This is a genomic window from Myroides sp. DF42-4-2 (assembly GCF_030326445.1).
Classification (GTDB): Bacteria; Bacteroidota; Bacteroidia; order Flavobacteriales; family Flavobacteriaceae; genus Flavobacterium.
Map to the genome: position 1 here is coordinate 30,447 of NZ_JACAKI010000008.1, position 24,319 is coordinate 54,765.

Here is a 24,319-nt window from a genome sequence, read left to right on the forward strand (position 1 = left end):
TTTAAACCAATTAGAACTGCAAATTTAAAATTATTATTAACTCTTTTCCCATAAATGAACTCTTTTTATTTAGGAATCAATGTTCTGTTTTTTCAAGGTTGGAAATCAAAAGATTACCCGCTTTTACAATTCATCTTCCTAAAATGACAGTTCATCGACTATTTTTTTTTTACGTTAAATTATCCTATCATATTTGTATACAAATCAAACGAAGTACAGATGAAATTTATATTTTTGATCATGCTAACGCTGATGCACTTAATCCTACAATGGATCCCTGTTTCAAAGGTATCTTCTTCTTATACTAAAGAAGATCAAACCAATTGGACTGCAAAAGAAAAAGAAGAAAAGCAACAACTTGGCAAGGAAACTAAATTATATACAGACCAAAATGAGAAATAACTATTTCAAATTAGTACTCTTAGCCTTTATTGTATTCATCCTATTTACAAAAGTACTCAAGCTACTTTTTATGGATTTATCGCTATTCTTGGGGTATTTGGTTTCCTTTGTTGGTATTATCGTTTTGGCCAACCAATATTGGAAGGAAATGTATTGGAAGAAGTTAGCAAAAAATCTCGATGGCAAAGAGAATAGTGTTCACAAAGTAACAGCTATTGTCACAGCAATCAACTTTGGATTTATTTGGTTTGTCTGTTTGGGATTAAAGATTTTTGATATCCATATTATAGGGAATAAGTCGTTTTACTATTTCATGGACTCGAGTAGCTTTAGCGCTATCTTTAGTACCTCTTTCTTCTTTAGTATTTTGGTATACATCTACTACTATACCTATTTTACGTCTTTGGACAAAAAAATGAGTATTAACGAACAAAAGGTAATCACCGGAAGTGTGTCTGCCCAGTTCGAAAGTTTGAAGAATCAATTAGATCCCCATTTTTTGTTTAACAGTTTGAATGTACTCAATGCATTAATTGAAGAAAATCCGGAAAAAGCACAAGAATTTACCAATGGACTATCTAAGACCTATCGCTATATTCTGGACCAAAAGAACAAAGAATTGGTCCCATTAGAGGAAGAGCTTGACTTTGCCAAAACCTATATCGAACTACTGCAGATGCGGTTTGAAGAAAGTTTAACTTTCGAAATTGACCATGAGATTAAACAAGAAGGCGCCAAAGTGGTTCCCTTGTCATTGCAATTGTTATTGGAAAACGTAATCAAACACAACAAAGCCACCTCCAATAAACCCTTGCATATTGTTATTAAACAAGAAAGTGGCTACCTAATGGTAGAGAATAACCTAAACCTGCGCCAAGTGAATGAGGACCGAAAGGGAATCGGACTGACCAATATTGCTGATCGATATGCTTTATTGACGAGTAAACCCATAAAAATCAACCAAACAGAAACAACTTTTGTTGTGCAAATCCCCATATTAACTAAAATTTTTGAACCGATGAGAATTATTGATGTCCAAGAAAATGAGCAAGAAATATTAATTCAAGCTAAGAAAAACGTAGAAAAAATTAAGCGATTTTATGCTCATCTAACGATGTATATTATGGTAAACACCTTTTTACTGGTATTAAATATGATGACTGATTCTAGGTTTATGTGGAGTTTAATCGTGGTGTTTTCTTGGGGAATTGGCCTAGTTGCGGATTGGATGAAAACCTATAATTACACCTTGTTTTTAGGAAAAGACTGGGAGGATAAGAAGATCCGCGAGTATATGGATCAACAAAATAATCGCAGTGCGAATTGGAAGTAGGTGTCATGGAATTTTATACAAAAGAGGTAGAAACCAAGTATCTTACCTACTGTAGGATGAGAGCAAAAACAAAAAGGCGATTGCTAATCCATTGCTGCATTTGGTTGTTTTTTACAGGGATAATGGCCTATGAGCACTACTTTGGTATTTCGGGCGTTAGTTTTATCGGCATTAAGGCAGGATCTTATTCGAGTGCAGAACGACCGTTTTATGAACTACCTTTGTGTTGGTTGCTGCTTCTCCTGATCCAATTCGGTTTTTACTATGCTGAGCATCTGCCTGTAGTAGCTAAATGGCAAGATCTCTTGGAACGCAAAGAGTTTAAACGTTTAAAACAGACCTACGAATATCAATTGAAAGAAAAAAATGAAACCAGTGCGAATAGTTATTATTGAGGATGAAAAACCAGCGGCGCGATTGCTGGAGCGAAAAATAGAAAAATTCGGCTATCAAGTGCTCGAAAAATTGACTAGCGTGGAAGATGCCGTACATTGGTTCCAACAAAATGAAGAACCAGATTTAATCTTCTTGGATATCCAATTATCAGATGGACTATCCTTTGAAATATTCGATCAAGTCGAAGTGAAAAGCGCTATTATTTTTACAACAGCCTACGATGCTTATGCCCTGCGCGCATTCAAACTCAATAGTATTGATTACCTGCTCAAACCCATTGCTGATGCAGACTTAAAAGGAGCTATCGATAAATTTAATGAACAACGAGCCTCTTTCTTTGCCTTTACGGAACAGCTAAACCTGTTTAAATCATTCTTGTCAACTACACCTAAAGAAAATAAAGAGCGCTTTTTGATCAAAATTGGCACCCAATTGAAGATTGTACCTATAGGAGAAATAGCGTGTTTTTTTAGTGCAAATAAATTGACCTACCTCAAAACTAAAGAAGGTCGAGAGTATATCCTAGATAATTCCCTCGATGAGGTCGAAAAAACAATTGAAGCCGAACAGTTTTTCCGCATTAGCAGAAAACACATCGTAGCCCTCGACGGCATAAAAGATATTGTTGCTTATAGCAATTCGCGATTGAAGTTGAATTTACATGTTGATTTCGAGGAAGATTTGATCGTAAGCAGAGAAAAAGTGAATGATTTTAAGCTTTGGCTTAGTTAATACATGCAGTATTTTATCGAAAAACAAGGCGAATAGTCAGTTATTCAAGATTCAAGTGGAATATTAACGAATTTATTAACGCCACATCGTTTTGAGATAATGATTTTATTAATACTTTTACAAGAACGTAAAATTATAAATCATTACTATGAAGAAATTAGCAGTTGTTTTGCTAGCATTAACTATGTTTTCTTGTAAGCAAGATAATACAATTGAGATTACTACGAAGGATGTCGCTGACGATACAAAAGTAGAAATCATGACTTCAGAATTGGGTAATCCATCTCCAACTGTTGTTTATACGGGAACTGTAAAAGGAAATAAACTAGTTTTCGAGAACCCTTTTACTGAATTAGAAGAAGCTTATATGGTGTTGGGTGGCGAAATGAATACAAATGTGTTTTTCATTGGTGAGCCAGGGCATATTACTATTTCATATACAAAAGACGAGCCTACTGAAACAGTTTTAGGTGGAAGCGAGAATAACGTAAAACTACAAAAACTACAAGAAGAGGTTAAACCTACTGTAATTAAGCTTAGATCGTTTATTGACGAAAATCAAATGAAATTGATGCAATTGAGTCAATCGACAGAAGAAGCTGACCGCACAGCGTTGGAAGCGTTGCAAAAAGAGTATATGGGCTACGTGGATAGTATCAATGAGGTATATACAAAGTATTTGAAAGATAACGAAAACACGGCTTTCGGATTATTATTGCTTTCACAGCAAATGATGTCTTCTCAAGATGACGAAATGGACTTCGTAAAAGAGTTTGACAAGTTTTCTGCTGAATTAAAAGAATCGAAAGTAGGAAAAAAAGTAGATGCAATGCTAAAAATGATGGGCTTATCTGAGGACGCTGCTGGATTGAAAGTAGGGGATATCGCTCCAAACTTCACAAGCAAAACTCCAGAAGGAAAAGACCTTTCATTAGAGGAATTCAAAAAAGGAAAAAAATTAGTTTTAATTGATTTCTGGGCATCTTGGTGTGGTCCTTGTCGCGTAGAAAATCCAAATGTAGTAAAACTATACAACGGATTTAAAGACAAAGGATTGGATATCATCGGTGTTTCTTTAGACAAAGACAAAGATAAATGGGAACAAGCAATCGCAAAAGACGGATTGGTTTGGGGACAGGTGTCTAATTTACAGTTCTGGAATGACGAAATCGCTGCTGAATACGGCGTAAAAGCAATTCCTGCAAACTACTTAATCGATGAAAAAGGACAAATTTTAGCGATTAACTTATACGGTGAAGAATTGTACCAAAAAGTGGAAGAACTTTTAAAATAATAGAACGACAACTCAAGGAGTCGTTTTTAATTCTAATATACAACAGCAGTAGATTTCTACTGCTGTTTTTTTTTGGACCTTTTTCCGAGTGTAAGCCGCTAATTGCACCTAATTATCCGATAACCACCAACAGACAAGCAACTCCGTTCAAGATGAAAAACTGTTAAAAAACAAAAAATTACTTGGTGTTTTTCTCTTTTTTTGCGCAGATTGAAGAGGTTTGAAGACGAAAAAATAACAATCGTAAAAAACACAGAAGAAAGTCTTTTGCTTTTTGGGAAGAATACTTGAGTTAAATTATCATTTTCGTTTTATGGTCTTAAAATATTATGTCTGTCGTAAATATTTTATGATAATTACGATATATTATCGTATAAATTACCGGAAGGGTTATATACATATCAAATATTAATAAAAAAGCTCTATTTTTAAGGAGCTAATTAAACAAATGAGAAATGACAACAGAAGATTCTAATTTGGACAGAATCAAATTCGCTCCATATAGAGATCGAATTCTATCTGCAGAAGAAGCAGCCTTACTAATTCACGATAAAGCCATAGTAGGGGCGAGTGGATTTACCAAAGCAGGAGATAGCAAATCCGTTTTACCTGCTTTTGCTCAACGAGCAGCAAATGAAAAAGTAGCAATTACCTTAATTACAGGGGCTTCATTAGGACAGACAACAGATGCCGATTTGGCAAAAAATAATGCGTTAATCCGCAGAATGCCCTTCCAAGCAGATTCGGATTTAAGACACGCAATCAACAGTGGACAGGTCAAGTATATTGATCAACACCTGAGCGAAACAATTGAACAATTACAAGAAAGACATATCCCTCAAGTCGAAATTGCGATTATTGAGGCGACCTATATTACCGATCAAGGATTTATTATTCCAACAACTTCAATCGGAAATTCGGCCTATTTTGCCAGTGTAGCAAAAAAAATTATCATTGAGGTTAATACAGCTATTCCGTTGAGTGTTGAAGGGATTCACGATAACAGTGTGCCAATCAAACAACCACGAAGAGAAATTATACCTATTCACACGGTAAAAGACCGCATTGGAGAGTCATTTATTCGATTGGACCCTGATCGCGTAGTAGCTGTTGTATTTTCTAGTATTGAAGATACACCTGCTATTTTGCCTGAGCCAGATGTGAAGACAACTGCCATCTCTACGCATTTATTAAATTTCTTCGAAGAGGAAGTGAAAAAAGGAAACTTGACAGAATCTCTATTGCCCTTGCAAGCGGGAATTGGAAAAGTAGCTAATGCTGTATTGACTGGGTTTATCGAAGGGCCTTTTAAGGATTTAACAATGTATTCCGAAGTGCTTCAAGACAGTACTTTTGACCTAATTGACGCAGGGAAAATGACTTTTGCCTCAGGTTCGTCTATTACGGTTACAGAAGCTTGTTATGAGAAGTTAATCCACAATTTTGATCGTTATAAAGACAAATTAGTGTTGCGTCCGCAAAACATTAGTAATGCGCCAGAAGTGATTCGTCGTTTGGGAATTATAGCTATCAATACTGCCATTGAGTTTGATATCTATGGAAACGTTAACTCTACACATATTGGAGGGAATAAGATGATGAATGGTATTGGAGGTTCTGGAGACTTTGCGCGAAATGCCTACCTGAGTATCTTCGTGACCCAAGCGGCTTCTAAAGAAAATAAAATTTCACACGTTTTACCTATGGTTTCCCATGTGGATCATACGGAACACGATGTGGATATCTTAGTGACGGATCAAGGCCTAGCAGATTTACGCGGACTATCACCACGTGAACGCGCAGAAGTTATTATTGAAAATTGCGTGCATCCAGAGTATAAAGATGAGTTAAGAGCCTACTTTGAACAGGCCAAAGAACTGGGCGGACATACGCCTCATATTTTGGAAGAAGCCTTTAAATTTCATACACGTCTAAAACAAACAGGCTCGATGAAACCCTAGCCATTTAAATCTCTACAAAACTTGTAGAGATTTTTTTTTGTTGACACCATTTTGCGAGTCATTGAAGATACTTTTTATTATCTTAGCAGTAAAATGACTAGAACTTACAAAAATGAAAGCAGTTAGAATAGTGGGAGTACCCGAACACTTTAATTTACCTTGGCACCTATGCATAGAAAATGGAGAATTCGATGAAGCTGGAATTGATTTGCAATGGGAAGATATCCCAGAAGGAACAGGGAAAATGTGTCAAATGTTACGCCAGAATGAAACTGACTTAGCTATCATTTTATCCGAAGGAATTATCCGAGATATCGCAGCGGGAAACCCTACGACTATTCTACAAGAATATGTTGCTTCTCCTTTGTTATGGGGGATTCACGTTGCCGCAGATGCGCCTTTTCAAACCGTTGAAGACCTAGCGCATAAGCGCATTGCTATCAGTCGATTCGGATCGGGTTCTCACCTAATGGCTATCGTACATGCCAAACAAATGAACTGGAATATAGATCAACTCGAGTTTGTAGTGGTAGATACGTTAGATAAAGCTGTATTAGCCCTGAAAAATAGAGAAGCCGACTATTTTATGTGGGAACGCTTCATGACTCAACCCATGGTAGATCAACATATTTTTAGGAGAATTGGTGAGTGCCCAACCCCTTGGCCCTCGTTTTTACTGGTGGGAAATCAAAAATTTGTAGCCGAAAATCAAGGACTCGTTTCTCACATCCTCGAAATTATTAATGCAACCACCGAAGAATTTAAATGGATTCCGAGTATCGATCGCACACTAGCTGAACGCTATGATCAAAAAATTGAAGATATTCAACTTTGGCTTTCCTTGACGCGTTGGTCGCAAAAGCAACTATCAGCCGCAAATTTCAACAAAATACAACAACAATTAATGGACCTCCAATTAATTGAAAAACCAAAAAAATACGAAGAAGTCAAGATGTAATTTTTTTTGCTGAAAACTAAATGAACAACCAAGAAGTACAAATTATAAAAAAGAAGAAAAAATGGTATGAGTACCTGAGAATTCCTTCTCCATGGGACAAAATCATTATTTTTATATTAAACGTACTACTTACTATTCCCGTATTTATTATCGTTCACCAAAATGTAATTGACCCCGAATGGCCTTGGCAGCTCGATCGTATTTTGTTGGGATTAGCAATTTTGGCGCTGTTTCAGTTTATTTTATCAAAACTGAAAACCATTTTGTTTATTTGTATCATCGCTTATTTAGGGATCTTTTTTATAGGAACATCTCACGAAGATTATGATCTCGAATCTATCTTTGAAGATTATCGCGTCATGATCTATGCCATGGCAAGTACTCAAAATCCACAAGATCTGATTATCTCTAAACTTTTGCCCTTTCCAAATAAATCAAAAGTGATTAAAGCCATTGAGTACGACAATCCGAAAGTGAGAAATTTTGCCCTATTAGCAACAACCAAAAACTTCTCTAAAGTACAAGGGTATGGTGAATATCGACAAATTATACAGTGCTTAGCCATATTTAAAGAAGTGCGAACCCGTTGGAACTACGTTAATGACCCTAAAGGAAGAGAGTATATTGCCACAGCTTCTGAGTCACTTATGCATTTCTCTGGCGACTGTGATGATTATTCCATCCTGATGGCTGCCTTGATTCGCTCTATTGGTGGAACACCGCGATTGATTCACACCAAAGAACATATGTATCCCGAAATGCTCATCGAAAATAAAGCTCACCTTGAAAAAGTGATTTTCCTGATTAAAGAGGTTTTGTTTAAAGAAGAAAGCCAAGGAAAAGAAGTACATTATCACGTGGATGAACGCGGTCAGATATGGCTCAATCTCGATTATACCGCTCGCTATCCTGGTGGACCTTTTATGTCTGAAGAGATTTTAGGACAATTGACGTTAAATTAAAAATATAAAAATAAACATGATAGACAGTATCAATACAACCCCTTTACTCGCTGGAAGCATCTTTGGTGCTCTAGCTATTATCTTTGGCGCTTTCGGCGCACATGCGTTAAAAAAACACATGGATGCAGAACGTTTAGAAAGTTTTGAAACAGGAGTAAAGTATCAAATGTACCATGCCATTCTGTTGATTCTCATCGGAATTTTACCGCAAACTGAACATGTGTATTACGCTGCTAACCTGATTATCATCGGTGTGATTCTGTTTTCTTTTAGTATCTATGGATTGGTGCTGAGCGCTACTTTTGGCAAGAAAATAAAAATACTAGGTCCTATTACGCCTATAGGAGGATTGTCCTTAGTTGCAGGATGGATTATGTTGTTTGTTTCCTTTTTATCCTTGTAGGTGTAAGGACAGACTAATTGTTTAATATCGTAAATATAAGGCTATGAAAATATATAAAATGGGGCTATTCCTAGGAATTGCTTTGGCGTTAACCGCTTGTAATTCAAAAACTAATTTTGAAATTACGGGTTCGTTGACTAATGTACCTGATGGGACTTATGTATACTTGAATCAAGTAGGCAATGCGCAAGACGAAACGGGAGTTAAACTTGACTCCATGGTCGTGCAAGGTAATGTGTTCCGATTTGAAGGGAAAATTGATCAACCTACGTTAGGCTACTTATCCTTTCAAAATCAAAAGGGAAGAATTCCGCTGTTTATAGAAAGTGGAAAAACGGAAGTCAATATCAACCAAGATAACTTTACTTCTTTTGCGCTAAAAGGAACGGAAAACAACGAGGTGTTGAGTGAATTTGAACGCAATTTAAGTTTGTATAAATACAATTTATTGAGCTATCAAGGGCAACAACAAAATGCCTATATGGAAGCCCTACAGAACAAGGATGAGGAAAAGATGAATCAGATTGTAGCTACTTATAAAAAACTACAAGACGATCAGAATATCTTTGTTTCCAACTATTTAGAGCAACACAAAACATCATTAACGGCTTTGTACTACTTGTATTACACGAGCGGTGATGATTTAACCCAGCTGACCGAGGTATATGAAAGTCTTTCTGAAACAGATAAGCAATCAAACCTAGCGAAACTTGTTGCAGATAAATTAAAGAAGTAAAAAAACAGCCCTAAACTACACTGCAGTTTAGGGCTGTTTTTTTATAAGGCATCCAGAACTATTTTAATCAAAAATAGGAGGGATAAAATATAAAGTGTTGGACTGACGTCCTTGTGTTTTTGTGTTCCAACTTTGAATAGTGTAAAACTAAGCATACCAAATACAATACCTTCAGCAATGCTGTAGGTGAATGGCATAAAGACGATGGTAATAAAAGCAGGTAAAGCTTCAGAGAAATCGCTAAAGTCGATATTGACCACCGAACTGATCATAAACAACCCTACAATCACTAAGGCAGGCGCTGTAGCTGCAGCAGGAATGATTAAGAATAGGGGCGCTAAGAAAATGGATAAGGCAAACATACAAGCCACGCTTACTGCTGTTAATCCTGTGCGTCCACCTGAGGCAACTCCAGAGGCACTTTCCACATATGAAGTGACCGAACTCGTACCAAGTATAGCCCCAAAAGTCGTTCCCAAAGCATCCGTTAAGAGCGCTTTCTTCATTTGAGGAAAATTCCCTTCTTTATCTGCAATACCCGTTTTAGAAACCACGCCGATTAAGGTACCTATGGTGTCAAATAGATTGACAAAGAGAAAGGTAAAAACGACAACGACCATATCAATAGAAAAAACGCTGTTTGCCGTTTCCGGTGAGAACAAGAATGACAAGGCTTTTCCAAAAGTAGGTTCCATCGAAGGAGGAGCAGTAAGTAAACTTGACGGTAGCTGCACATCACCAAGAATAAACCCGAAAAGTGTAGCCACAACAATGCCGATTAAGATGGCACCATTGACATTCTTGATCAACAAAATACCCGTTACCAACAGCCCTGCTAGGGCAATCCATACACTGTGTTGACTAAAATCACCTAATGTAACCAGCGTATTGGGATTACTAACCACAATGCCCGCACTTTTTAATCCAATTAAGGTAATGAATAATCCAATGCCTACAGGAATTGCTTCTTTTAAGACTTTGGGTATGTTTTTGACAATTAACTCCCTAATGTTGAATAGGGTCAAAACGAGAAAAATCAAACCTGCTAGAAATACACCAGTTAAGGCAAATTCCCAACTATACCCCATCGTTAGTACGACTGTATAGGCAAAAAAGCTGTTTAACCCCATACCAGGTGCTTGAGCAATCGGCAGTTTTGCCATGAATCCCATTAAGAGAGTTGCGCAAACCGTAGCGAGGGCTGTGGCCATAAAAACCGCTTGTTTGTCCATGCCCGCATCTGCGAGAATATTGGGATTGACAACCAAAATATAGGACATCGTTAAGAAGGTGATAACCCCAGCCATCAGTTCCTTGCGGATGGTGGTGTTGTGTTTACTTAACTGAAAGTAATTTTCTAAAAAGATCTTCATCGTATGATTCATTTGCTGGCAAAAATAGCGAGTTTTTGCGAAAACAAGGGCAAGAGTTTTCTTTAGTTTGTGGCCTTATTATGTGTGGATTTACAAGGTAATGACCAAACGTGTACCTGGATCTAAGGCTTTGTTCCACACTTGTTCAATGGCTTCCACTGGATGTACTTCTGTTTGAATATGCAATTTACCACGAGCAGCGAGTAAAAACATTTCAGGCAGAATTACTTTGTTGAAGACAATGAGTTCTTCCTTGGTAAGACTGCCGAATCCAGAACCCATCAGTTGAATATCTGTACTTCTTAAAATGGCAGAAGTCAACTGGATTTCTTTGCCGGCCATATCACCTGCAGTAACTATTTTTACTGTAGAAGATTGGTGATGAATATCGTTGCCTTTAAAGGCATTGAGGATAGACTGAAAAGGCTTGCCCCATAAATAATCAATCACCACATCGATAGGTGTAACTTGGTGCATGGCTTTAATTTGATCTTCTAATTTTGTATAGTCCTCAGTGAGTACCAGGGTTTGAGTAGCTCCAAAGGCCTTTAATTGCTCTAGGATAGCCTGATTACGTCCCGTTACAATGATTTCTTTTGCCCCATAGTGTTTGGCAATTTGCACGGCAATCTGACCAGTAACACCAGTTGCGCCATTGAATAAAACATTTTGTCCTTCTTGTAAACGCGCGCGAATGATCAAAGGCATTGCAGATCCCAGAATTGCATTGGGTAAAGCCGCCGCTGTCGCATCGTCTAGTTCTTTGGGTACAGGGGTGTAATTGCCTGTGATAATCGCGTGTTCCGCTATCATACCCGTAATTCCTTGTCCGTATACCCGAGTTCCATCTGCTAAATAGCCAACCCCGTCATTGCCTACTACGGCAGGTAAATGGGTGTAACTAGCATAGTGCTTGCCGCTTGTTCGAGCTTTATCTAAGTTCTTTACCGCCGCCGCCGTTACGCGGATGGCGTATTGTCCTTCTTCTTGTACCGTTGGTTGTTCTATTGTGCCAAATTTGGGAACTTGACCCAACTCATATAATAGGGCTCCTTTCATCGTATTCATTTTTTTCGAGATAAAAATACGATTTTTAAAAGTAGAACGGATGCTTTGAGGGAATTAATAATCAAGACATTCCCGCTGTTAAATAATGCTAAATCACCGCAAAACATTAGAACAGCAGATTACATAAAACAAGATTAATACGTATCTTTGTTTTTTTGCACAAAATTATGTCTAAAGTAGAAGATTATATAGAAGTTTTAGGAGCTCGCGTTCACAATCTAAAAAATATTGATATCCGCATTCCACGAGAAAAGCTCGTTGTAATAACCGGTTTGTCGGGTTCTGGAAAATCGTCTTTAGCCTTCGATACGATATATGCAGAGGGACAACGCCGCTATATTGAGACGTTTTCTGCCTATGCAAGACAATTTTTAGGCGGTCTAGAACGTCCAGATGTGGATAAAATTGATGGGCTATCTCCTGTAATTGCAATCGAACAAAAAACGACGAATAGAAGTCCGCGTTCAACCGTTGGAACAATCACTGAAATTTATGACTTCTTGCGCTTGCTTTACGCAAGAGCAGGTGAGGCGTATAGCTATAATACCGGTGAAAAAATGGTCAGCTATACCGACAGTCAAATCCAAGAATTGATTCTAAAGGATTTTGACGGAAAAAAAATAAATATCTTAGCACCTGTGGTTCGTTCACGAAAAGGACACTATCGCGAATTGTTTGAGCAAATTGCCAAACAAGGATTTTTGAAAGTGCGCCTAGACGGAGAAATTAAGGATTTAGAATACGGCATGAAAGCCGATCGATATAAAACCCACGATATCGAAATAGTAATTGATCGCATGGCGATTGATACCAATGAACAAACCATTCAGCGCTTGGCTGAAAGTATCCAAACTGCCATGTATCACGGCGATGATACCCTTGTTGTTTTGGATCAGGAATCGCAAGAAGTGCGCTTTTTTAGCCGCCACCTCATGTGTCCAACTTCTGGAATATCCTATGCCAAACCCGAGCCTAATAACTTTTCCTTTAACTCCCCAAAAGGAGCCTGTGAATCGTGTAATGGACTGGGAACAATACATGAAATTAACCAACATAAAGTAATTCCCGATGCATCAATTTCCATTAAAAAAGGTGGTTTAGCTCCCTTGGGGCCTGAAAAAAGTACTTGGATATTTAAACAATTGGAAACGATCGCTCAGCGCTATAATTTCAAATTGTCCGACCCCATTCAGGATATACCCAAAGAAGCTATGGATGTCATCCTACATGGAGGACAAGATAGTTTTACTGTAGAACACAAAGTTGCGGGAATTTCTAAGAATTATAAAATAGATTTTGAAGGAATCAACAATTTCATCAAGAATCAGTTTGAAGAAAGTGAAACAGCATCCATCAAGCGATGGGCAAAAGAATATATGGACGAAATTGACTGTCCTTCTTGTCAGGGTACCCGCTTGAGAAAAGAAGCGTTGTACTTTAAAATTGCGGATAAAAATATTGGAGAACTCATTCAAATGGACATTGAGCATTTGATTCTTTGGTTTGCTGATATTGATGCTAGACTTTCTGAAAAACAAAAGAGCATTGCAGAGGAAATCCTTAAAGAAATCAATACGCGTTTGTCGTTTTTGAAAGATGTTGGATTGACGTATTTATCTTTAAACCGAAGCTCGAGAACCCTGTCAGGAGGAGAAGCACAACGCATCCGTTTGGCGACGCAAATTGGTTCTCAATTGGTGGGCGTTTTGTATATTTTGGATGAACCGAGTATTGGGTTGCACCAACGCGATAACGAACGCTTGATTAAATCGTTGGAATCGCTACGCGATATTGGAAATTCCGTTCTGGTGGTGGAACACGACAAAGACATGATCGAACGCGCAGATTTTGTGATTGATATTGGACCGTATGCTGGAAAACGCGGAGGTAAAATTATCAGCACTGGAACGCCTCAAGAATTGTTGAAAGAACATACGCTAACGGCTCAATATTTGAATGGTGAATTGGAGATTGCTGTTCCAAAAGAACGCCGAAAAGGCAATGGTAAGAAAATAAAATTAGAAGGAGCAACGGGAAACAACCTAAAGAATGTTACCATTGAAATTCCATTAGGTACACTAACTTGTGTGACAGGAGTTTCAGGTTCAGGAAAATCAACCTTAATCAATGGAACACTTTATCCAATCTTGAATACGCATTTCTTTAACGCCGTGACTAAACCACAGCCTTATAAAAAGATTAGTGGATTGGAGCATATTGACAAGGTAATTGGCATTGATCAAAGTCCAATTGGACGTACACCTCGATCTAACCCAGCAACCTATACCGATGTGTTTTCTGATATTCGAAATTTGTTTGCACAAACAACCGAAGCCTCTATTCGCGGATATAAGCCTGGGCGATTTAGTTTTAATGTCAGTGGAGGCCGATGCGATACCTGTGAAGGATCGGGGGTACGCACCATTGAAATGGGCTTTTTACCCGATGTTTACGTCGAGTGTGAAACTTGTCAAGGCAAGCGATTTAACCGCGAAACACTGGAAATTAGATATAAGGGAAAATCAATCTCCGATGTGCTGGAAATGACCGTGGCAGATGCAACAGAATTTTTTGAAAATATACCGAAGATCTACCGCAAGCTAAAGACGATTAACGATGTGGGATTGGGGTATATTACCTTAGGTCAACAAAGTACAACCCTGTCAGGAGGAGAGGCACAGCGCATTAAATTGGCAACAGAATTGTCAAAAAAAGATACGGGAAATACCTTCTATATCTTAGATGAACCCACTACGGGCTTGCATTTTGAAGATATTCGCGTATTGATGGAAGTAATCAATACTCTCGTGGAAAAGGGGAATACCGTATTGATTATCGAGCACAACCTCGATGTGATTAAACTCGCCGACTATATCATTGATATAGGGTACGAAGGTGGAGCTAATGGAGGCGAAGTACTCGCCAAGGGAACACCTGAGGAAATAAGTAAAGTTAAGAAGAGTTATACTGCTCAGTTTTTGAAAAAAGAGCTTAAAAAATAATTGAATTATGAAAGAAAATTTAGGAAATGAAGAGGAGAAAATCCAAGAAAAATTCAAGCAAAAATCTTGGACAGAGATAAAGACAAACGATTCATGGGGAATCTTTAAAATCATGTCTGAATTCGTTAATGGATATGAAAAAATGGGACGTATTGGCCCTTGTATTTCTATCTTTGGATCAGCGAGAACAAAAAAAGAGGATCCTTACTATAAATTAGCTGAAGAAATTGCTTTTAAGGTAAGTAAAGCGGGATATGGTGTAATTACAGGTGGTGGTCCTGGAATTATGGAAGCTGGAAATAAAGGTGCACATCTTGGACAAGGGGTTTCCGTTGGGCTAAACATCGAACTGCCTTTTGAACAGCACTTTAACCCCTATATTGACAGTGATAAAAACATTCAGTTCGACTACTTTTTCGTGCGTAAAGTAATGTTTGTTAAGTACTCACAAGGATTTGTTGTAATGCCAGGTGGCTTCGGAACACTAGATGAATTGTTCGAAGCAATCACCCTAATTCAAACCAAGAAAATCGCTAAATTCCCAATTATTTTAGTGGGAACTGACTTCTGGGGCGGCATGTTGGAGTGGATTAAAAAAGTGTTGTTAGACAAATATGCAACGATTTCACCAGAAGATATGAATTTAATCCAATTGGTTGATTCGGCAGATGAAGTGGTGGAACGCATTGATGCTTTCTACAAGAAATATACATTGAAACCAAATTTTTAGGTGTATACCCTATAGGTTAAATACAAAAGGGATTATCACATGGTGATAATCCCTTTTGTATTTGTAGCATTGTGTTCTCTCGCATATTGTTTTGATTTTTCAATACTTCCTGCCTCATCTAAATTTTTCAGCCCTTCTTCCGAACTAAATTCTTCAAGAAAGAGTTTCAGTTCCTTTAAATCAAGTTCTTCAATGGCTTTTCTGTTTTTGGGGTCATTGTAATCATAGGGATCTTCTAAATCATTAACAAAACCATATTGATGAAAAAGGGTTTCCATTTGAACAATTTTTGCTTGATAGGAATCTTCTGTTAATTGATAAGGATGTTGAAGGTTCTTGGGGGCAGCTTCTTGTTCTTCTTTGCTACAGCTGGATAGGAGTAAGGCAATAAGCCCAAATCCGAGTACAAATCTTTTCATTTTTTTAAAAATTAAGTTATTATGTACAATTTGTCATTCAAAAAACAGACCTGTTTTTTGCGCTTATTTCAAAAACATCCTTCTTCGCGAAGAAATACTTCTTTTGTTGATGTGTTTGGTGGGCTATAGCGAGAAAATGATAGTGTAGAGGCTTCTTTTTTAGAACTAGTGTAGAAGAGTGAATCATCTTGGGTATAAAAAAAGGAGTATCTCAATAAGAGATACTCCTTTTTGGGTGTGCTTTTTAGTATTATTTTAATTCCAATTGAACCACATTTTCCACGTGATGGGTTTGTGGGAACATATCAACTGGACGAACTTTTGTTACCTTGTATTTTGCGTCTAGTAAAGCTAAATCTCTTGCTTGTGTAGCAGAGTTACAACTTACATAGACAATGCGTTTAGGCGCTACTTTTAACAGCATTTCCACTACGTCTTTGTGCATACCATCACGCGGTGGGTCGGTGATAATTACATCAGGATGACCGTGTGTGGCAATAAACTCATCGTTGAATACGTTTTTCATGTCTCCAACAAAGAAATCACAATTGGTTATACCGTTGCGTTCTGCGTTGATTTTCGCATCGGCAATCGCCTCTGGAACGGCTTCAACACCTACTACTTTTTTCGCCTTTTTAGAAACGAATTGTGCAATAGTTCCCGTACCTGTATACAAGTCAAAAACCAATTCATTGCCCGTTAACTCGGCGTAATCGCGAGTGATCTTGTACAACTCATATGCTTGATCCGAATTGGTTTGGTAGAACGATTTTGCATTGATGCTAAATTTCAACCCTTCCATCTCCTCTAAGATATAGTCGCGTCCTTTGTATAAAACAACATCCTGGTCGTATATGGTATCGTTCGCCTTGCCATTAATCACGTATTGTAGGGAAGTGATTGCTGGGAATTTCTCCGCTAAGTGATCTAATAGTAATTCTCTCTCTTTTTTGTTGTCATGGAAAAACTGAATCATCACCATGATTTCACCTATTGAACTCGTGCGAATCATTAAAGTACGCAATAGTCCTTCTTGCTCTCTTGGATTGAAAAAAGAAAGTTGATTGGCATTGGCAAATTCGCGAATCTCATTGCGGATGGCATTGGAAGGATCTTGTTGCAAATGACATTTTTGAATGTCTAAAATCTTGTCCCACATTTTTGGAATGTGAAAACCTAGCGCATTTTCCTTTCCTATTTCATCTCCACTTGCAATCTCTTCTGGCGTTAACCAACGAGCATTAGAGAACGAAAATTCCATTTTGTTTCTGTAAAATAACGTTTTTTCAGAACCTAAAATGGGTTCAAACTCCGGTAATTCTATTTTGCCAATTCGCTTTAAGTTATTTTGAACTTCTTGGTTCTTGTAAAATAACTGTTGCTCATATGACATATTTTGCCATTTACAACCACCACAAGCACCGAAATGTTGACATACGGGTTCAATGCGATTCTTAGAAAAATGGTGGATTTTTATAGCTATCCCTTCATAATAGGCTTTTCTCTTTTTAACGGTTTGAATATCAACGATATCTCCCGGAACAACATTGGGAATAAAAATAACCTTCCCGTCAGGAGCCTTAGCCACTGAAACGCCTTTTGCACCTGCATCAAGGACTTCTACGTTTTCGAATACGATTCTTTCTGTTCTCTTTCTTTTCATGCCACAAAAATAGCTTTATTTTTTATTCGTAGAATTTTTTTAAGGATTTGTAAAGGAAGTTATTTTTGTATGTAAAGTACTGGTATATAAACAGTTATGTCTATGTGATAATTTTAGCTTTGTAATTTATACTCAATCTAGATTATGTGCTGAGCGAGAAGGGGAATCTTCCTTTGGGACTCTAAGTGGAACTTGGTTTGTATGAATAGGGGATAACGCTTGTTTTTGGGGTGTAAGGTGTTGTATATCAGTTGTTTTTTGTTTGTTTTTTAAACGTTAGTTATGAAATCAATTAACATTTTTTATGCTTGTTAGTTTGATTAAGAGAAGTTTGAGTAAAAAATAATTGATTTTTAACAAAAATATAATAGCAATTAGGCAAATAAATCGCATTTATGGATTGATTTAATCTAGGGTATTGCTTAAATTTACTAAAAAGAAATGCAATTATGAGTAACCTTATAAGAAAGATAGGGGTTTTGACCTCTGGTGGTGATGCACCAGGTATGAATGCTGCAATCCGAGCGATTGTGCGTACTTGTTCCTATCACAATGTGATGTGTGTTGGAATATTTAGAGGCTTTCAAGGATTGGTAGAAGGTGATTTTGAAGTATTGGGACCTCGTGATGTCAATTACATCATCAACAAAGGAGGCACTATTTTAAAAACAGCGCGCAGTGCTGCGTTCCGCACAGCAGAAGGTCGTAAAGCGGCGTATGACAATTTAAAACAAGCGCAAATTGACGCTTTAATTGTTATTGGCGGTGATGGTAGTTTTACTGGAGCGATGTTGTTGAGTAAAGAATTTGATATTCCTGTGATGGGAATTCCTGGAACGATAGACAACGATATCAACGGAACCAGTCATACCATTGGTTTTGATACGGCCTTGAATACTGTTGTGGATGCAGTAGATAAAATTAGAGATACCGCTAGCTCTCACAAGCGTTTGTTTTTTGTGGAGGTAATGGGACGTGATGCGGGACATATTGCTTTAAATGCAGGTATTGGCGCAGGGGCAGAGGAGATCATTATTCCCGAAGAGAATATGGGATTGGAGCGCTTGCTTGAATCGTTGAAAAAGAGCAAACTCTCTGGAAAATCATCGAGTATTGTGATTGTAGCTGAAGGAGAGAAGTTGGGGAAGAACGTTTTCGAATTAGGAGAATATGTAGAAGAACACTTGCCTGAATACGAAGTGCGTGTGTCGGTTTTAGGGCATATGCAACGAGGCGGAGCTCCTTCGTGTTTTGATCGCGTGCTTGCCAGTCGATTAAGCGTGAAAGCTGTGGAGACCCTGTTGGAAGGAAAAAAGAACTTCATGGTTGGACTAATCAACGATCAAGTGGCATTGACACCCTTAGAACATATTGTGAAAGGACATACGGCTGTGGACGCAGAATTATTGCGCGTGTCCGATATTATCACCATATAATATAACGAATTAAATAAAAAAGCAAAGATGAAAACAAGAGTTGGTATTAATGGCTTTGGACGCATTGGTCGTCTAATGTTAAGAGAAGCAGTAAAGCGTAATGATATAGAGATCGTTGCAGTAAACGATTTAATGGCCGTAGATCAATTGGCCTATTTAATTAAGTATGATTCCGTACATGGTCGTTTTGACGGTACAGTTGAGGTTGTAGATGGACATTTAATTGTCAATGGAAAAGAAATTCGCGTAACAGCAGAACGCGATCCGTTGTTGTTGAAATGGGATGCCGTGCAAGTGGATGTTGTAGCCGATTGTACGGGCGTTTTTAAAGACCTAGCCGGTGCACAAAAACACATAGACGCAGGAGCGAAAAAAGTGTTGATTTCTTCTCCATCTCCTGATGCTCCTATGTTTGTGATGGGGGTAAATGAAAAAGAATTGAAAGCAACAGATACAATTGTGTCCAATGCTTCTTGTACAACGAATTGCTTGGCGCCTTTGGCAAAAGTGTTAAACGATTCCTTCGGCATCGTCGAGGGATTAATGACGACAATCCACGCAGCTACTGCCACACAATATACTGTAGATGGACCTTCTAAAAAAGACTTTAGAGGAGGGCGTTCGGCTATGGTAAATATTATTCCTGCTTCTACTGGAGCGGCAAAAGCAGTAGGAAAAGTCATTCCCGAATTAAAGGGAAAAATAACGGGGATGTCTATGCGTGTACCGACTGCTGACGTGTCCGTTGTAGATTTAACAGTAAAATTGGCGAAATCTACTTCTTATGATGCCGTGATGGCTGTTTTAAAACAAGCAAGCCAAAACGAACTAAAGGGAATCATGGCCTTTGTGGAGGATGATGTAGTCTCTCAAGATTTCGTTTCGGATACGCATACCTGTATTATTGATTCAAAAGCCGGTATTGCTTTAAACGAAACTTTTTATAAATTCGTTGCTTGGTATGATAATGAATACGGATATGCTGCTAAAATGGTAGATATGGCTGTGTTGTTAACTACAGTAAAGTAATACAATATACAAATGAAAATAATCGTCGATAGCGGTTCTACAAAAGCAGATTGGATCTTTTTTGATCAAGATAATAAAGTGATAACTTCGGTGACTAGCCTCGGGCTTAATCCCGAAGTTATTACCTTAGAAGAGTTTTACACTCGCGTAAATACAGTGCCTGACATTGCAAAAAACAAGGACAACGTCGGGCAATTGTTTTTTTATGGATCGGGTTGTGGATCAAATCGAAGTAAAACAACTGTACGCGATTTTTTTGCGTCTTATTTTGTCAATTGTCAAGGCATACACGTACATGAAGATACCTATGCGGCAGTTTATGCTACAGTAGGTCAAACGGAAAAAGGTATTGTATGCATTAATGGAACAGGTTCAAATGTCTCGTATTACGACGGACATACAATCCATCAAAAGGTACAATCCTTGGGATATATGGCTATGGATGATTGCAGCGGAAGTGCGTTTGGACGATTGATGATTAAGGCATTATTCTTAAATTATATGCCAGAGGAATTGGCAAAGAAATTCACGCAAAAGTACGATTTAGATGCCGATGTCGTGAAGTATAATTTCTATAAAAAGGAAAATCCCAATGCGTATTTGGCTTCCTTTTTACCGTTCTTGATTGAACACAAAAACCATCCTTTCTTTCAGCAAATGATTAAAGAACAACTAGTTTTTTTTGTAGAGCACTACATTAAAAGCCATGAGGAAGCGAGTACAGTACCTGTTCATTTTGTGGGGTCAGTAGCCTATTTTTTACAAGATGAGTTTAGAGCGGTACTCTTAGAAAAGGGTATAACGGTTGGGAAAATCATGCAAAAACCGTTGGATGGATTAATTGATTATCACAAATAGAAAAATGGAAATAGCAATAATTGCCCACGATGGTAAAAAGGATGAAATGCTGCTTTTTATTCAAAAGAATAGAGCGGTTTTAACTGGCGAAGGTATAACATTGATTGCTACGGGCACTACAGGTGGAATTGCTCAAAAAGAGGGATTCGAAGTGAGACGTATGCTTTCAGGTCCGCTAGGAGGAGATGCTCAGATCGCAGCACGGGTGGCTGAGGGCAAGACAAATATGGTTTTGTTTTTTAAAGATCCGTTGGGAAAACACGCCCATGAACCAGATATTAATATGCTACTCCGCGTATGCGACGTGCACAACGTGCCTTTAGCAACAAACGAAGCCAGTGCTCAGTTGTTGTTAAATGCTATTGAATAGCAGAAATCAAACCCTTGTGAGCTATAAGGGTAGGAGTGCCAAATAAAATACAAGGGGGTCCATTTGGACCCCCTTGTGTTTTTATTTAAAACTTCGTTGCAATCATTGAAATTTCGACGTTTACGTTGCGCGGTAGTTTGACTACCTGAACGCATTCTCTTGCTGGTGCAGTGGCTGCTTGGAAAAAACTGCCATAAACCTCATTTACCTTGGCGAAATCATTCATGTCTGTGAGGAAAATAGTTGATTTTACCACATTCTCAAACGTCATTCCCGCTTCTGATAGAATGGCTTTTAAATTCGCCATCACTTGGTTAGCTTCATCTTCAATACCTGTAGTAACTAAAGTCTCAGTGGCTTGATTAAATGGGATTTGACCCGATATAAAAAGCAAATCACCTACTAGTACTGAATGGTTATAAGGACCAATGGGAGTAGGTGCTTGATTAGAATTGATGATTGTTTTTTTCATGTTGATATAGAATTAAAAATAGCGTTTATCTGGTGCTTTTCGTTTTTCCCACTTAATATCACTTAACATAGACGACTTGATTCCAATAAAGAAGCCCCAACTGGTATAGGTTCCAATAGGTACCCAAGTAAAGTCCATGCGCCAACTCAATAGATCTCGTTCAAAGCGAAGTTGTGTAAAAGTCACTCCTTTCTGTGCAAAATCATATCCCGAAGAAAAACCAACCTTCCAACGAGGAGTAAGCTCGATATTTCCAGACATCATCACGGTATTATTGGTAATTTCATTTTGTCTAGCGGAGTTGTTGTACGTCAAGGAATATGCAAAGGTCAGATCCCAAGGCAATTTAGCATTGTAAAAACCTTCAAATGGACGGTCTTCCTTATTGTCAAACATACTTTGTCTGCTGTCTCCTAAATTTCCTCCCTGACCGAATAAATCATCCCCACGTCCTCCGTTATCTACAGAGTTTTGGTTTGGATTTTCCGTGTTCCCAAATAGAGGATCGCTACTTGACATCGACCAGTTAATTGTGACGTTTGCACTAGTTAAACGGAATAAACTACCACCATTATTGATATTGAACATATCAATACGCTGATTGTTGTTATTTAAAGCATAAGGGTCTAAAGTAGCCCCTACGTTAATTTGCATTTTGTCTTTGAGGATACTAGTTCCTGTAGTAACGCGCATTGGCGCCCATTTCAGTGAATCGGCAGACATATTATAACTAGTAGATAAGTTTAAGTTATTCAATAACATCACTTTTCTAAATCCTTCTTTTTCTTCTTCATCGCGTACTTTAGCCTCAAAGGTATTGCTCACTTGCATGTTTAACATGTTGGAACTCATCTTACCTGGTGCTCCAAATAACCCTCCTTGGAAGCGCGAATAGTCTTGCATGGTTAGCCCTGTTGCATCAATGGCATAAGTGTCGTAATACTTCTCAAAACTCGGTGTATAGGCGTAACCTACGCTTGGACGCATCACGTGGCGAATGGCTTGGATCTTACTGTCTTTGCCAAAGTTAAACGTACCGTAAATCGTCGTTCCAATATTGGTAGATGCATTATACGTATTGTATCGATCAAACCCATTGGTACGAATATCTTCTACGCGGTTCGTTTCTGGATTGTATTGCTTTTTGATTGTGTTAAATACCCAAACCTCATTATAACTAGCCGCTGCGGTAACAGAAAGGTGTTTAAACAACTTAAAGTTTGTCGTTAACGGAATAGTATGTTGAAAACCTGTGTTTAAGCTGTCAAACATCGCTTGCTTGAAGAAGTTGTCTTCGTGAATATTCACGCTGTTTTCCCCTCTTACGTTATACGAAAGGTTTAAGTTTTTGATTAATCCTTTTTTCGATCCTACTTTTGGAGCAAAAGGGAACATGCGATCTACACTCACCTGTAGGGTTGGTAAACTCATATTGATTCTACCCGTGTTGGTCGATTGAGAATGTGTAGCCGATAAGGACATATTGACTTGAGGCGTACTCTCAAATGTTTTAGAATAACTGATGGATGAGTTCATCGTATTGTTCAACGAAGCTCCAATATTATAGGAGTTATTCGACTGTCTAAAGTACTTACCACTACCCATATTTACGGAAGCAGAGAAACGCGAACCAGGATTTGATTTTGGATCTTGGGAGTGGTTCCACTGAATGTTGTAAATGGTATTCTTTTGATAGTCAGGTAAGCCGCGTTCGCTAAAAATGTTGTTTTCATAGCGAACCAAAACCCGACCGTTGTATTTATAGCGCTTGGCGTAGTTACTATTGGTGCGCAATGCCCAGCTACCATTAGTGTAGTAATCCCCTTGCACGGTTAAATCTGCTTTTTCACTCATGGCAAAATAGTAGCCCGCGTTTTGTAAATAGTACCCCTGTTGGTTGGTTTCCCCAACGCTGGGAATAATAAAACCCGATTCTGCTTTTTCCGACATAGGGAAAAAGGCGAATGGAAGACCTAGCGGTGTTGGTACATCAGCAATCACCATATTGGTAGGGCCTACTACCACTTTTTTATTGGGAACTAATTTTACTTTTTTCGTTTTGAAGTAGTATTCAGGATCATCCAAATCTTTAGCAGTCGTAAAAATTACGTCCTCCATAAAATAAACCGAGTCATTTTCCTTTTTAGTCATACCTGATTTGATATTGAATTCCCCTTGTGAGGTTCTCGATTGCCACACTAAGGCACGTTGTGATTTAGTGTTGTATACAATGGAGTCAGGTTCAACAATTTGACCACCTTGTTTGAATACAGGTGCTTGACTCAAATTCCCGAGACTGTCTTTGATACGCCCTGCGTAAATTTGATTTTGCTCATAGTTGAAGACAATGATTCCAGCAGTCAATTCAAAATCTTGGTACTTTAACTCTGCTTCGTTATAGAGCGTAATTTGCTTTTTCTTCTGATCAAGCTTGTTGTAGTCCTTTGCCTTGCGAAAAACAATATCTTCTAAATACCCCTTTACAGGAGGTTGAATGCTGTCTTTCAAACGCTGTGCCGGAGGCGTTGTATCTTGAATGGATCCCATAGTATCCGTATCTAAACTATCAAAGAGTTTAGAGTCTTTAGTATTGGCTTTCAGTGAAGTAGTTGTTTTGTTGAACTCTTGAGCTTTCACTCTAGGGAATGAAAACATCCCTAAAACAAACAAAACTATGACGATATTGAAAATATTAGTACGCAAATCTATGAATATGTGCTAT

22 protein-coding genes are annotated in these 24,319 nt (G+C 38.1%); 16 read left to right on the forward strand and 6 right to left on the reverse strand.

Annotated features, from left to right (window positions below; genetic code table 11):
- Positions 1–219: 219 nt before the first annotated feature.
- The 10 genes from HX062_RS07660 to HX062_RS07705 all read left to right on the forward strand — a co-directional run bounded on the left by HX062_RS07660 (position 220) and on the right by HX062_RS07705 (position 9,177).
- Positions 220–402: a hypothetical protein gene (locus HX062_RS07660; protein WP_286467012.1), complete on the forward strand. Its 183-nt coding sequence runs from the start codon at positions 220–222 to the stop codon at positions 400–402.
- Positions 392–1,735, forward strand: coding sequence for a histidine kinase (locus HX062_RS07665; protein WP_286467013.1), 1,344 nt, complete (start codon positions 392–394; stop codon positions 1,733–1,735). The genes HX062_RS07660 and HX062_RS07665 overlap by 11 nt, the downstream gene beginning before the upstream one ends.
- A 56-nt stretch (positions 1,736–1,791) precedes the next feature.
- Positions 1,792–2,130 (forward strand): hypothetical protein, encoded by a 339-nt coding sequence (locus HX062_RS07670; protein WP_286467014.1) that lies wholly within the window; start codon positions 1,792–1,794, stop codon positions 2,128–2,130.
- A complete protein-coding gene (locus HX062_RS07675; protein ID WP_286467015.1) occupies positions 2,102–2,863 on the forward strand; it encodes a LytR/AlgR family response regulator transcription factor in 762 nt (253 codons plus the stop codon). Before HX062_RS07670 ends, HX062_RS07675 begins: the two co-directional genes overlap by 29 nt.
- 148 nt (positions 2,864–3,011) lie before the next feature.
- The gene (locus tag HX062_RS07680) at positions 3,012–4,157 is read left to right on the forward strand and encodes a TlpA disulfide reductase family protein (RefSeq protein ID WP_182628053.1); all 1,146 of its coding nucleotides are present in this window, start codon (positions 3,012–3,014) and stop codon (positions 4,155–4,157) included.
- Between the two features lie 455 nt (positions 4,158–4,612).
- A complete protein-coding gene (scpC, locus tag HX062_RS07685) occupies positions 4,613–6,118 on the forward strand; it encodes a succinyl-CoA:acetate CoA-transferase ScpC (RefSeq protein WP_182628055.1) in 1,506 nt (501 codons plus the stop codon).
- A gap of 112 nt (positions 6,119–6,230) precedes the next feature.
- A complete protein-coding gene (locus HX062_RS07690) occupies positions 6,231–7,076 on the forward strand; it encodes a substrate-binding domain-containing protein (RefSeq protein ID WP_286467016.1) in 846 nt (281 codons plus the stop codon).
- Between the two features lie 20 nt (positions 7,077–7,096).
- A complete protein-coding gene (locus HX062_RS07695) occupies positions 7,097–8,038 on the forward strand; it encodes a transglutaminase domain-containing protein (protein ID WP_182628059.1) in 942 nt (313 codons plus the stop codon).
- A gap of 19 nt (positions 8,039–8,057) precedes the next feature.
- Positions 8,058–8,441: a DUF423 domain-containing protein gene (locus tag HX062_RS07700; RefSeq protein ID WP_182628186.1), complete on the forward strand. Its 384-nt coding sequence runs from the start codon at positions 8,058–8,060 to the stop codon at positions 8,439–8,441.
- A 43-nt stretch (positions 8,442–8,484) separates the two neighbouring features.
- Entirely contained in the window at positions 8,485–9,177 is a 693-nt protein-coding gene (locus HX062_RS07705) for a DUF4369 domain-containing protein (protein WP_286467017.1), read from the forward strand.
- Between the two features lie 41 nt (positions 9,178–9,218).
- Here HX062_RS07705 and HX062_RS07710 read toward each other — a convergent pair whose 3' ends face one another.
- Positions 9,219–10,550, reverse strand: a complete 1,332-nt coding sequence (locus tag HX062_RS07710; protein ID WP_182628062.1) for an NCS2 family permease — start codon at positions 10,548–10,550, stop codon at positions 9,219–9,221.
- A gap of 90 nt (positions 10,551–10,640) precedes the next feature.
- A complete protein-coding gene (locus HX062_RS07715; RefSeq protein ID WP_182628064.1) occupies positions 10,641–11,609 on the reverse strand; it encodes a quinone oxidoreductase family protein in 969 nt (322 codons plus the stop codon).
- Positions 11,610–11,785: 176 nt separating this feature from the next.
- On the opposite strand from HX062_RS07715, the gene uvrA reads away from it, so the two are divergent.
- Positions 11,786–14,620, forward strand: coding sequence for an excinuclease ABC subunit UvrA (uvrA, locus tag HX062_RS07720; protein WP_286467018.1), 2,835 nt, complete (start codon positions 11,786–11,788; stop codon positions 14,618–14,620).
- Between the two features lie 7 nt (positions 14,621–14,627).
- Positions 14,628–15,350 (forward strand): LOG family protein, encoded by a 723-nt coding sequence (locus HX062_RS07725; protein ID WP_286467019.1) that lies wholly within the window; start codon positions 14,628–14,630, stop codon positions 15,348–15,350.
- A gap of 35 nt (positions 15,351–15,385) precedes the next feature.
- Here the strand turns inward: HX062_RS07725 and HX062_RS07730 are convergent, their stop codons facing one another.
- Complete coding sequence (locus tag HX062_RS07730; RefSeq protein ID WP_286467020.1) at positions 15,386–15,769, reverse strand: hypothetical protein; 384 nt, start codon at positions 15,767–15,769, stop codon at positions 15,386–15,388.
- 250 nt (positions 15,770–16,019) lie between these two features.
- The gene (gene rlmD, locus HX062_RS07735) at positions 16,020–17,432 is read right to left on the reverse strand and encodes a 23S rRNA (uracil(1939)-C(5))-methyltransferase RlmD (RefSeq protein ID WP_182628074.1); all 1,413 of its coding nucleotides are present in this window, start codon (positions 17,430–17,432) and stop codon (positions 16,020–16,022) included.
- 449 nt (positions 17,433–17,881) lie between these two features.
- On the opposite strand from rlmD, the gene pfkA reads away from it, so the two are divergent.
- Genes pfkA through HX062_RS07755 form a run of 4 tightly spaced genes read left to right on the forward strand, consistent with a single transcriptional unit; the run spans position 17,882 to position 21,125 of the window.
- The gene (pfkA, locus tag HX062_RS07740) at positions 17,882–18,868 is read left to right on the forward strand and encodes a 6-phosphofructokinase (RefSeq protein ID WP_182628076.1); all 987 of its coding nucleotides are present in this window, start codon (positions 17,882–17,884) and stop codon (positions 18,866–18,868) included.
- Positions 18,869–18,895: 27 nt separating this feature from the next.
- Positions 18,896–19,897, forward strand: coding sequence for a type I glyceraldehyde-3-phosphate dehydrogenase (gene gap, locus HX062_RS07745; protein WP_182628078.1), 1,002 nt, complete (start codon positions 18,896–18,898; stop codon positions 19,895–19,897).
- Between the two features lie 12 nt (positions 19,898–19,909).
- A complete protein-coding gene (locus tag HX062_RS07750; RefSeq protein WP_182628080.1) occupies positions 19,910–20,755 on the forward strand; it encodes a BadF/BadG/BcrA/BcrD ATPase family protein in 846 nt (281 codons plus the stop codon).
- Positions 20,756–20,759: 4 nt separating this feature from the next.
- The gene (locus HX062_RS07755) at positions 20,760–21,125 is read left to right on the forward strand and encodes a methylglyoxal synthase (protein ID WP_182628081.1); all 366 of its coding nucleotides are present in this window, start codon (positions 20,760–20,762) and stop codon (positions 21,123–21,125) included.
- Positions 21,126–21,210: 85 nt separating this feature from the next.
- On the opposite strand, the gene HX062_RS07760 is transcribed toward HX062_RS07755, so the two are convergent.
- Both HX062_RS07760 and HX062_RS07765 read right to left on the reverse strand, forming a co-directional pair.
- Positions 21,211–21,597 carry a Rid family detoxifying hydrolase gene (locus HX062_RS07760; RefSeq protein ID WP_182628082.1) on the reverse strand — a complete coding sequence of 129 codons (387 nt, stop codon included), beginning with the start codon at positions 21,595–21,597 and terminating at the stop codon, positions 21,211–21,213.
- Between the two features lie 12 nt (positions 21,598–21,609).
- The gene (locus HX062_RS07765; protein ID WP_430530248.1) at positions 21,610–24,252 is read right to left on the reverse strand and encodes a putative LPS assembly protein LptD; all 2,643 of its coding nucleotides are present in this window, start codon (positions 24,250–24,252) and stop codon (positions 21,610–21,612) included.
- Positions 24,253–24,319 lie beyond the last annotated feature (67 nt).

Bases quoted from the DNA above. Each gene is read 5' to 3' on its own strand.
- HX062_RS07675 (WP_286467015.1), top strand. From the start codon at position 2,102: ATGAAACCAGTGCGAATAGTTATTATTGAGGATGAAAAACCAGCGGCG.
- HX062_RS07765 (WP_430530248.1), bottom strand. From the start codon at position 24,252: ATGTTTTCATTCCCTAGAGTGAAAGCTCAAGAGTTCAACAAAACAACT.
- HX062_RS07705 (WP_286467017.1), top strand. From the start codon at position 8,485: ATGAAAATATATAAAATGGGGCTATTCCTAGGAATTGCTTTGGCGTTA.
- HX062_RS07730 (WP_286467020.1), bottom strand. From the start codon at position 15,769: ATGAAAAGATTTGTACTCGGATTTGGGCTTATTGCCTTACTCCTATCC.
- scpC (WP_182628055.1), top strand. From the start codon at position 4,613: ATGACAACAGAAGATTCTAATTTGGACAGAATCAAATTCGCTCCATAT.
- HX062_RS07695 (WP_182628059.1), top strand. From the start codon at position 7,097: ATGAACAACCAAGAAGTACAAATTATAAAAAAGAAGAAAAAATGGTAT.
- rlmD (WP_182628074.1), bottom strand. From the start codon at position 17,432: ATGAAAAGAAAGAGAACAGAAAGAATCGTATTCGAAAACGTAGAAGTC.
- HX062_RS07715 (WP_182628064.1), bottom strand. From the start codon at position 11,609: ATGAAAGGAGCCCTATTATATGAGTTGGGTCAAGTTCCCAAATTTGGC.
- pfkA (WP_182628076.1), top strand. From the start codon at position 17,882: ATGAGTAACCTTATAAGAAAGATAGGGGTTTTGACCTCTGGTGGTGAT.
- uvrA (WP_286467018.1), top strand. From the start codon at position 11,786: ATGTCTAAAGTAGAAGATTATATAGAAGTTTTAGGAGCTCGCGTTCAC.
- HX062_RS07660 (WP_286467012.1), top strand. From the start codon at position 220: ATGAAATTTATATTTTTGATCATGCTAACGCTGATGCACTTAATCCTA.
- HX062_RS07680 (WP_182628053.1), top strand. From the start codon at position 3,012: ATGAAGAAATTAGCAGTTGTTTTGCTAGCATTAACTATGTTTTCTTGT.
- HX062_RS07665 (WP_286467013.1), top strand. From the start codon at position 392: ATGAGAAATAACTATTTCAAATTAGTACTCTTAGCCTTTATTGTATTC.
- HX062_RS07710 (WP_182628062.1), bottom strand. From the start codon at position 10,550: ATGAAGATCTTTTTAGAAAATTACTTTCAGTTAAGTAAACACAACACC.
- HX062_RS07690 (WP_286467016.1), top strand. From the start codon at position 6,231: ATGAAAGCAGTTAGAATAGTGGGAGTACCCGAACACTTTAATTTACCT.
- HX062_RS07755 (WP_182628081.1), top strand. From the start codon at position 20,760: ATGGAAATAGCAATAATTGCCCACGATGGTAAAAAGGATGAAATGCTG.
- HX062_RS07760 (WP_182628082.1), bottom strand. From the start codon at position 21,597: ATGAAAAAAACAATCATCAATTCTAATCAAGCACCTACTCCCATTGGT.
- HX062_RS07670 (WP_286467014.1), top strand. From the start codon at position 1,792: ATGAGAGCAAAAACAAAAAGGCGATTGCTAATCCATTGCTGCATTTGG.
- HX062_RS07750 (WP_182628080.1), top strand. From the start codon at position 19,910: ATGAAAATAATCGTCGATAGCGGTTCTACAAAAGCAGATTGGATCTTT.
- gap (WP_182628078.1), top strand. From the start codon at position 18,896: ATGAAAACAAGAGTTGGTATTAATGGCTTTGGACGCATTGGTCGTCTA.
- HX062_RS07725 (WP_286467019.1), top strand. From the start codon at position 14,628: ATGAAAGAAAATTTAGGAAATGAAGAGGAGAAAATCCAAGAAAAATTC.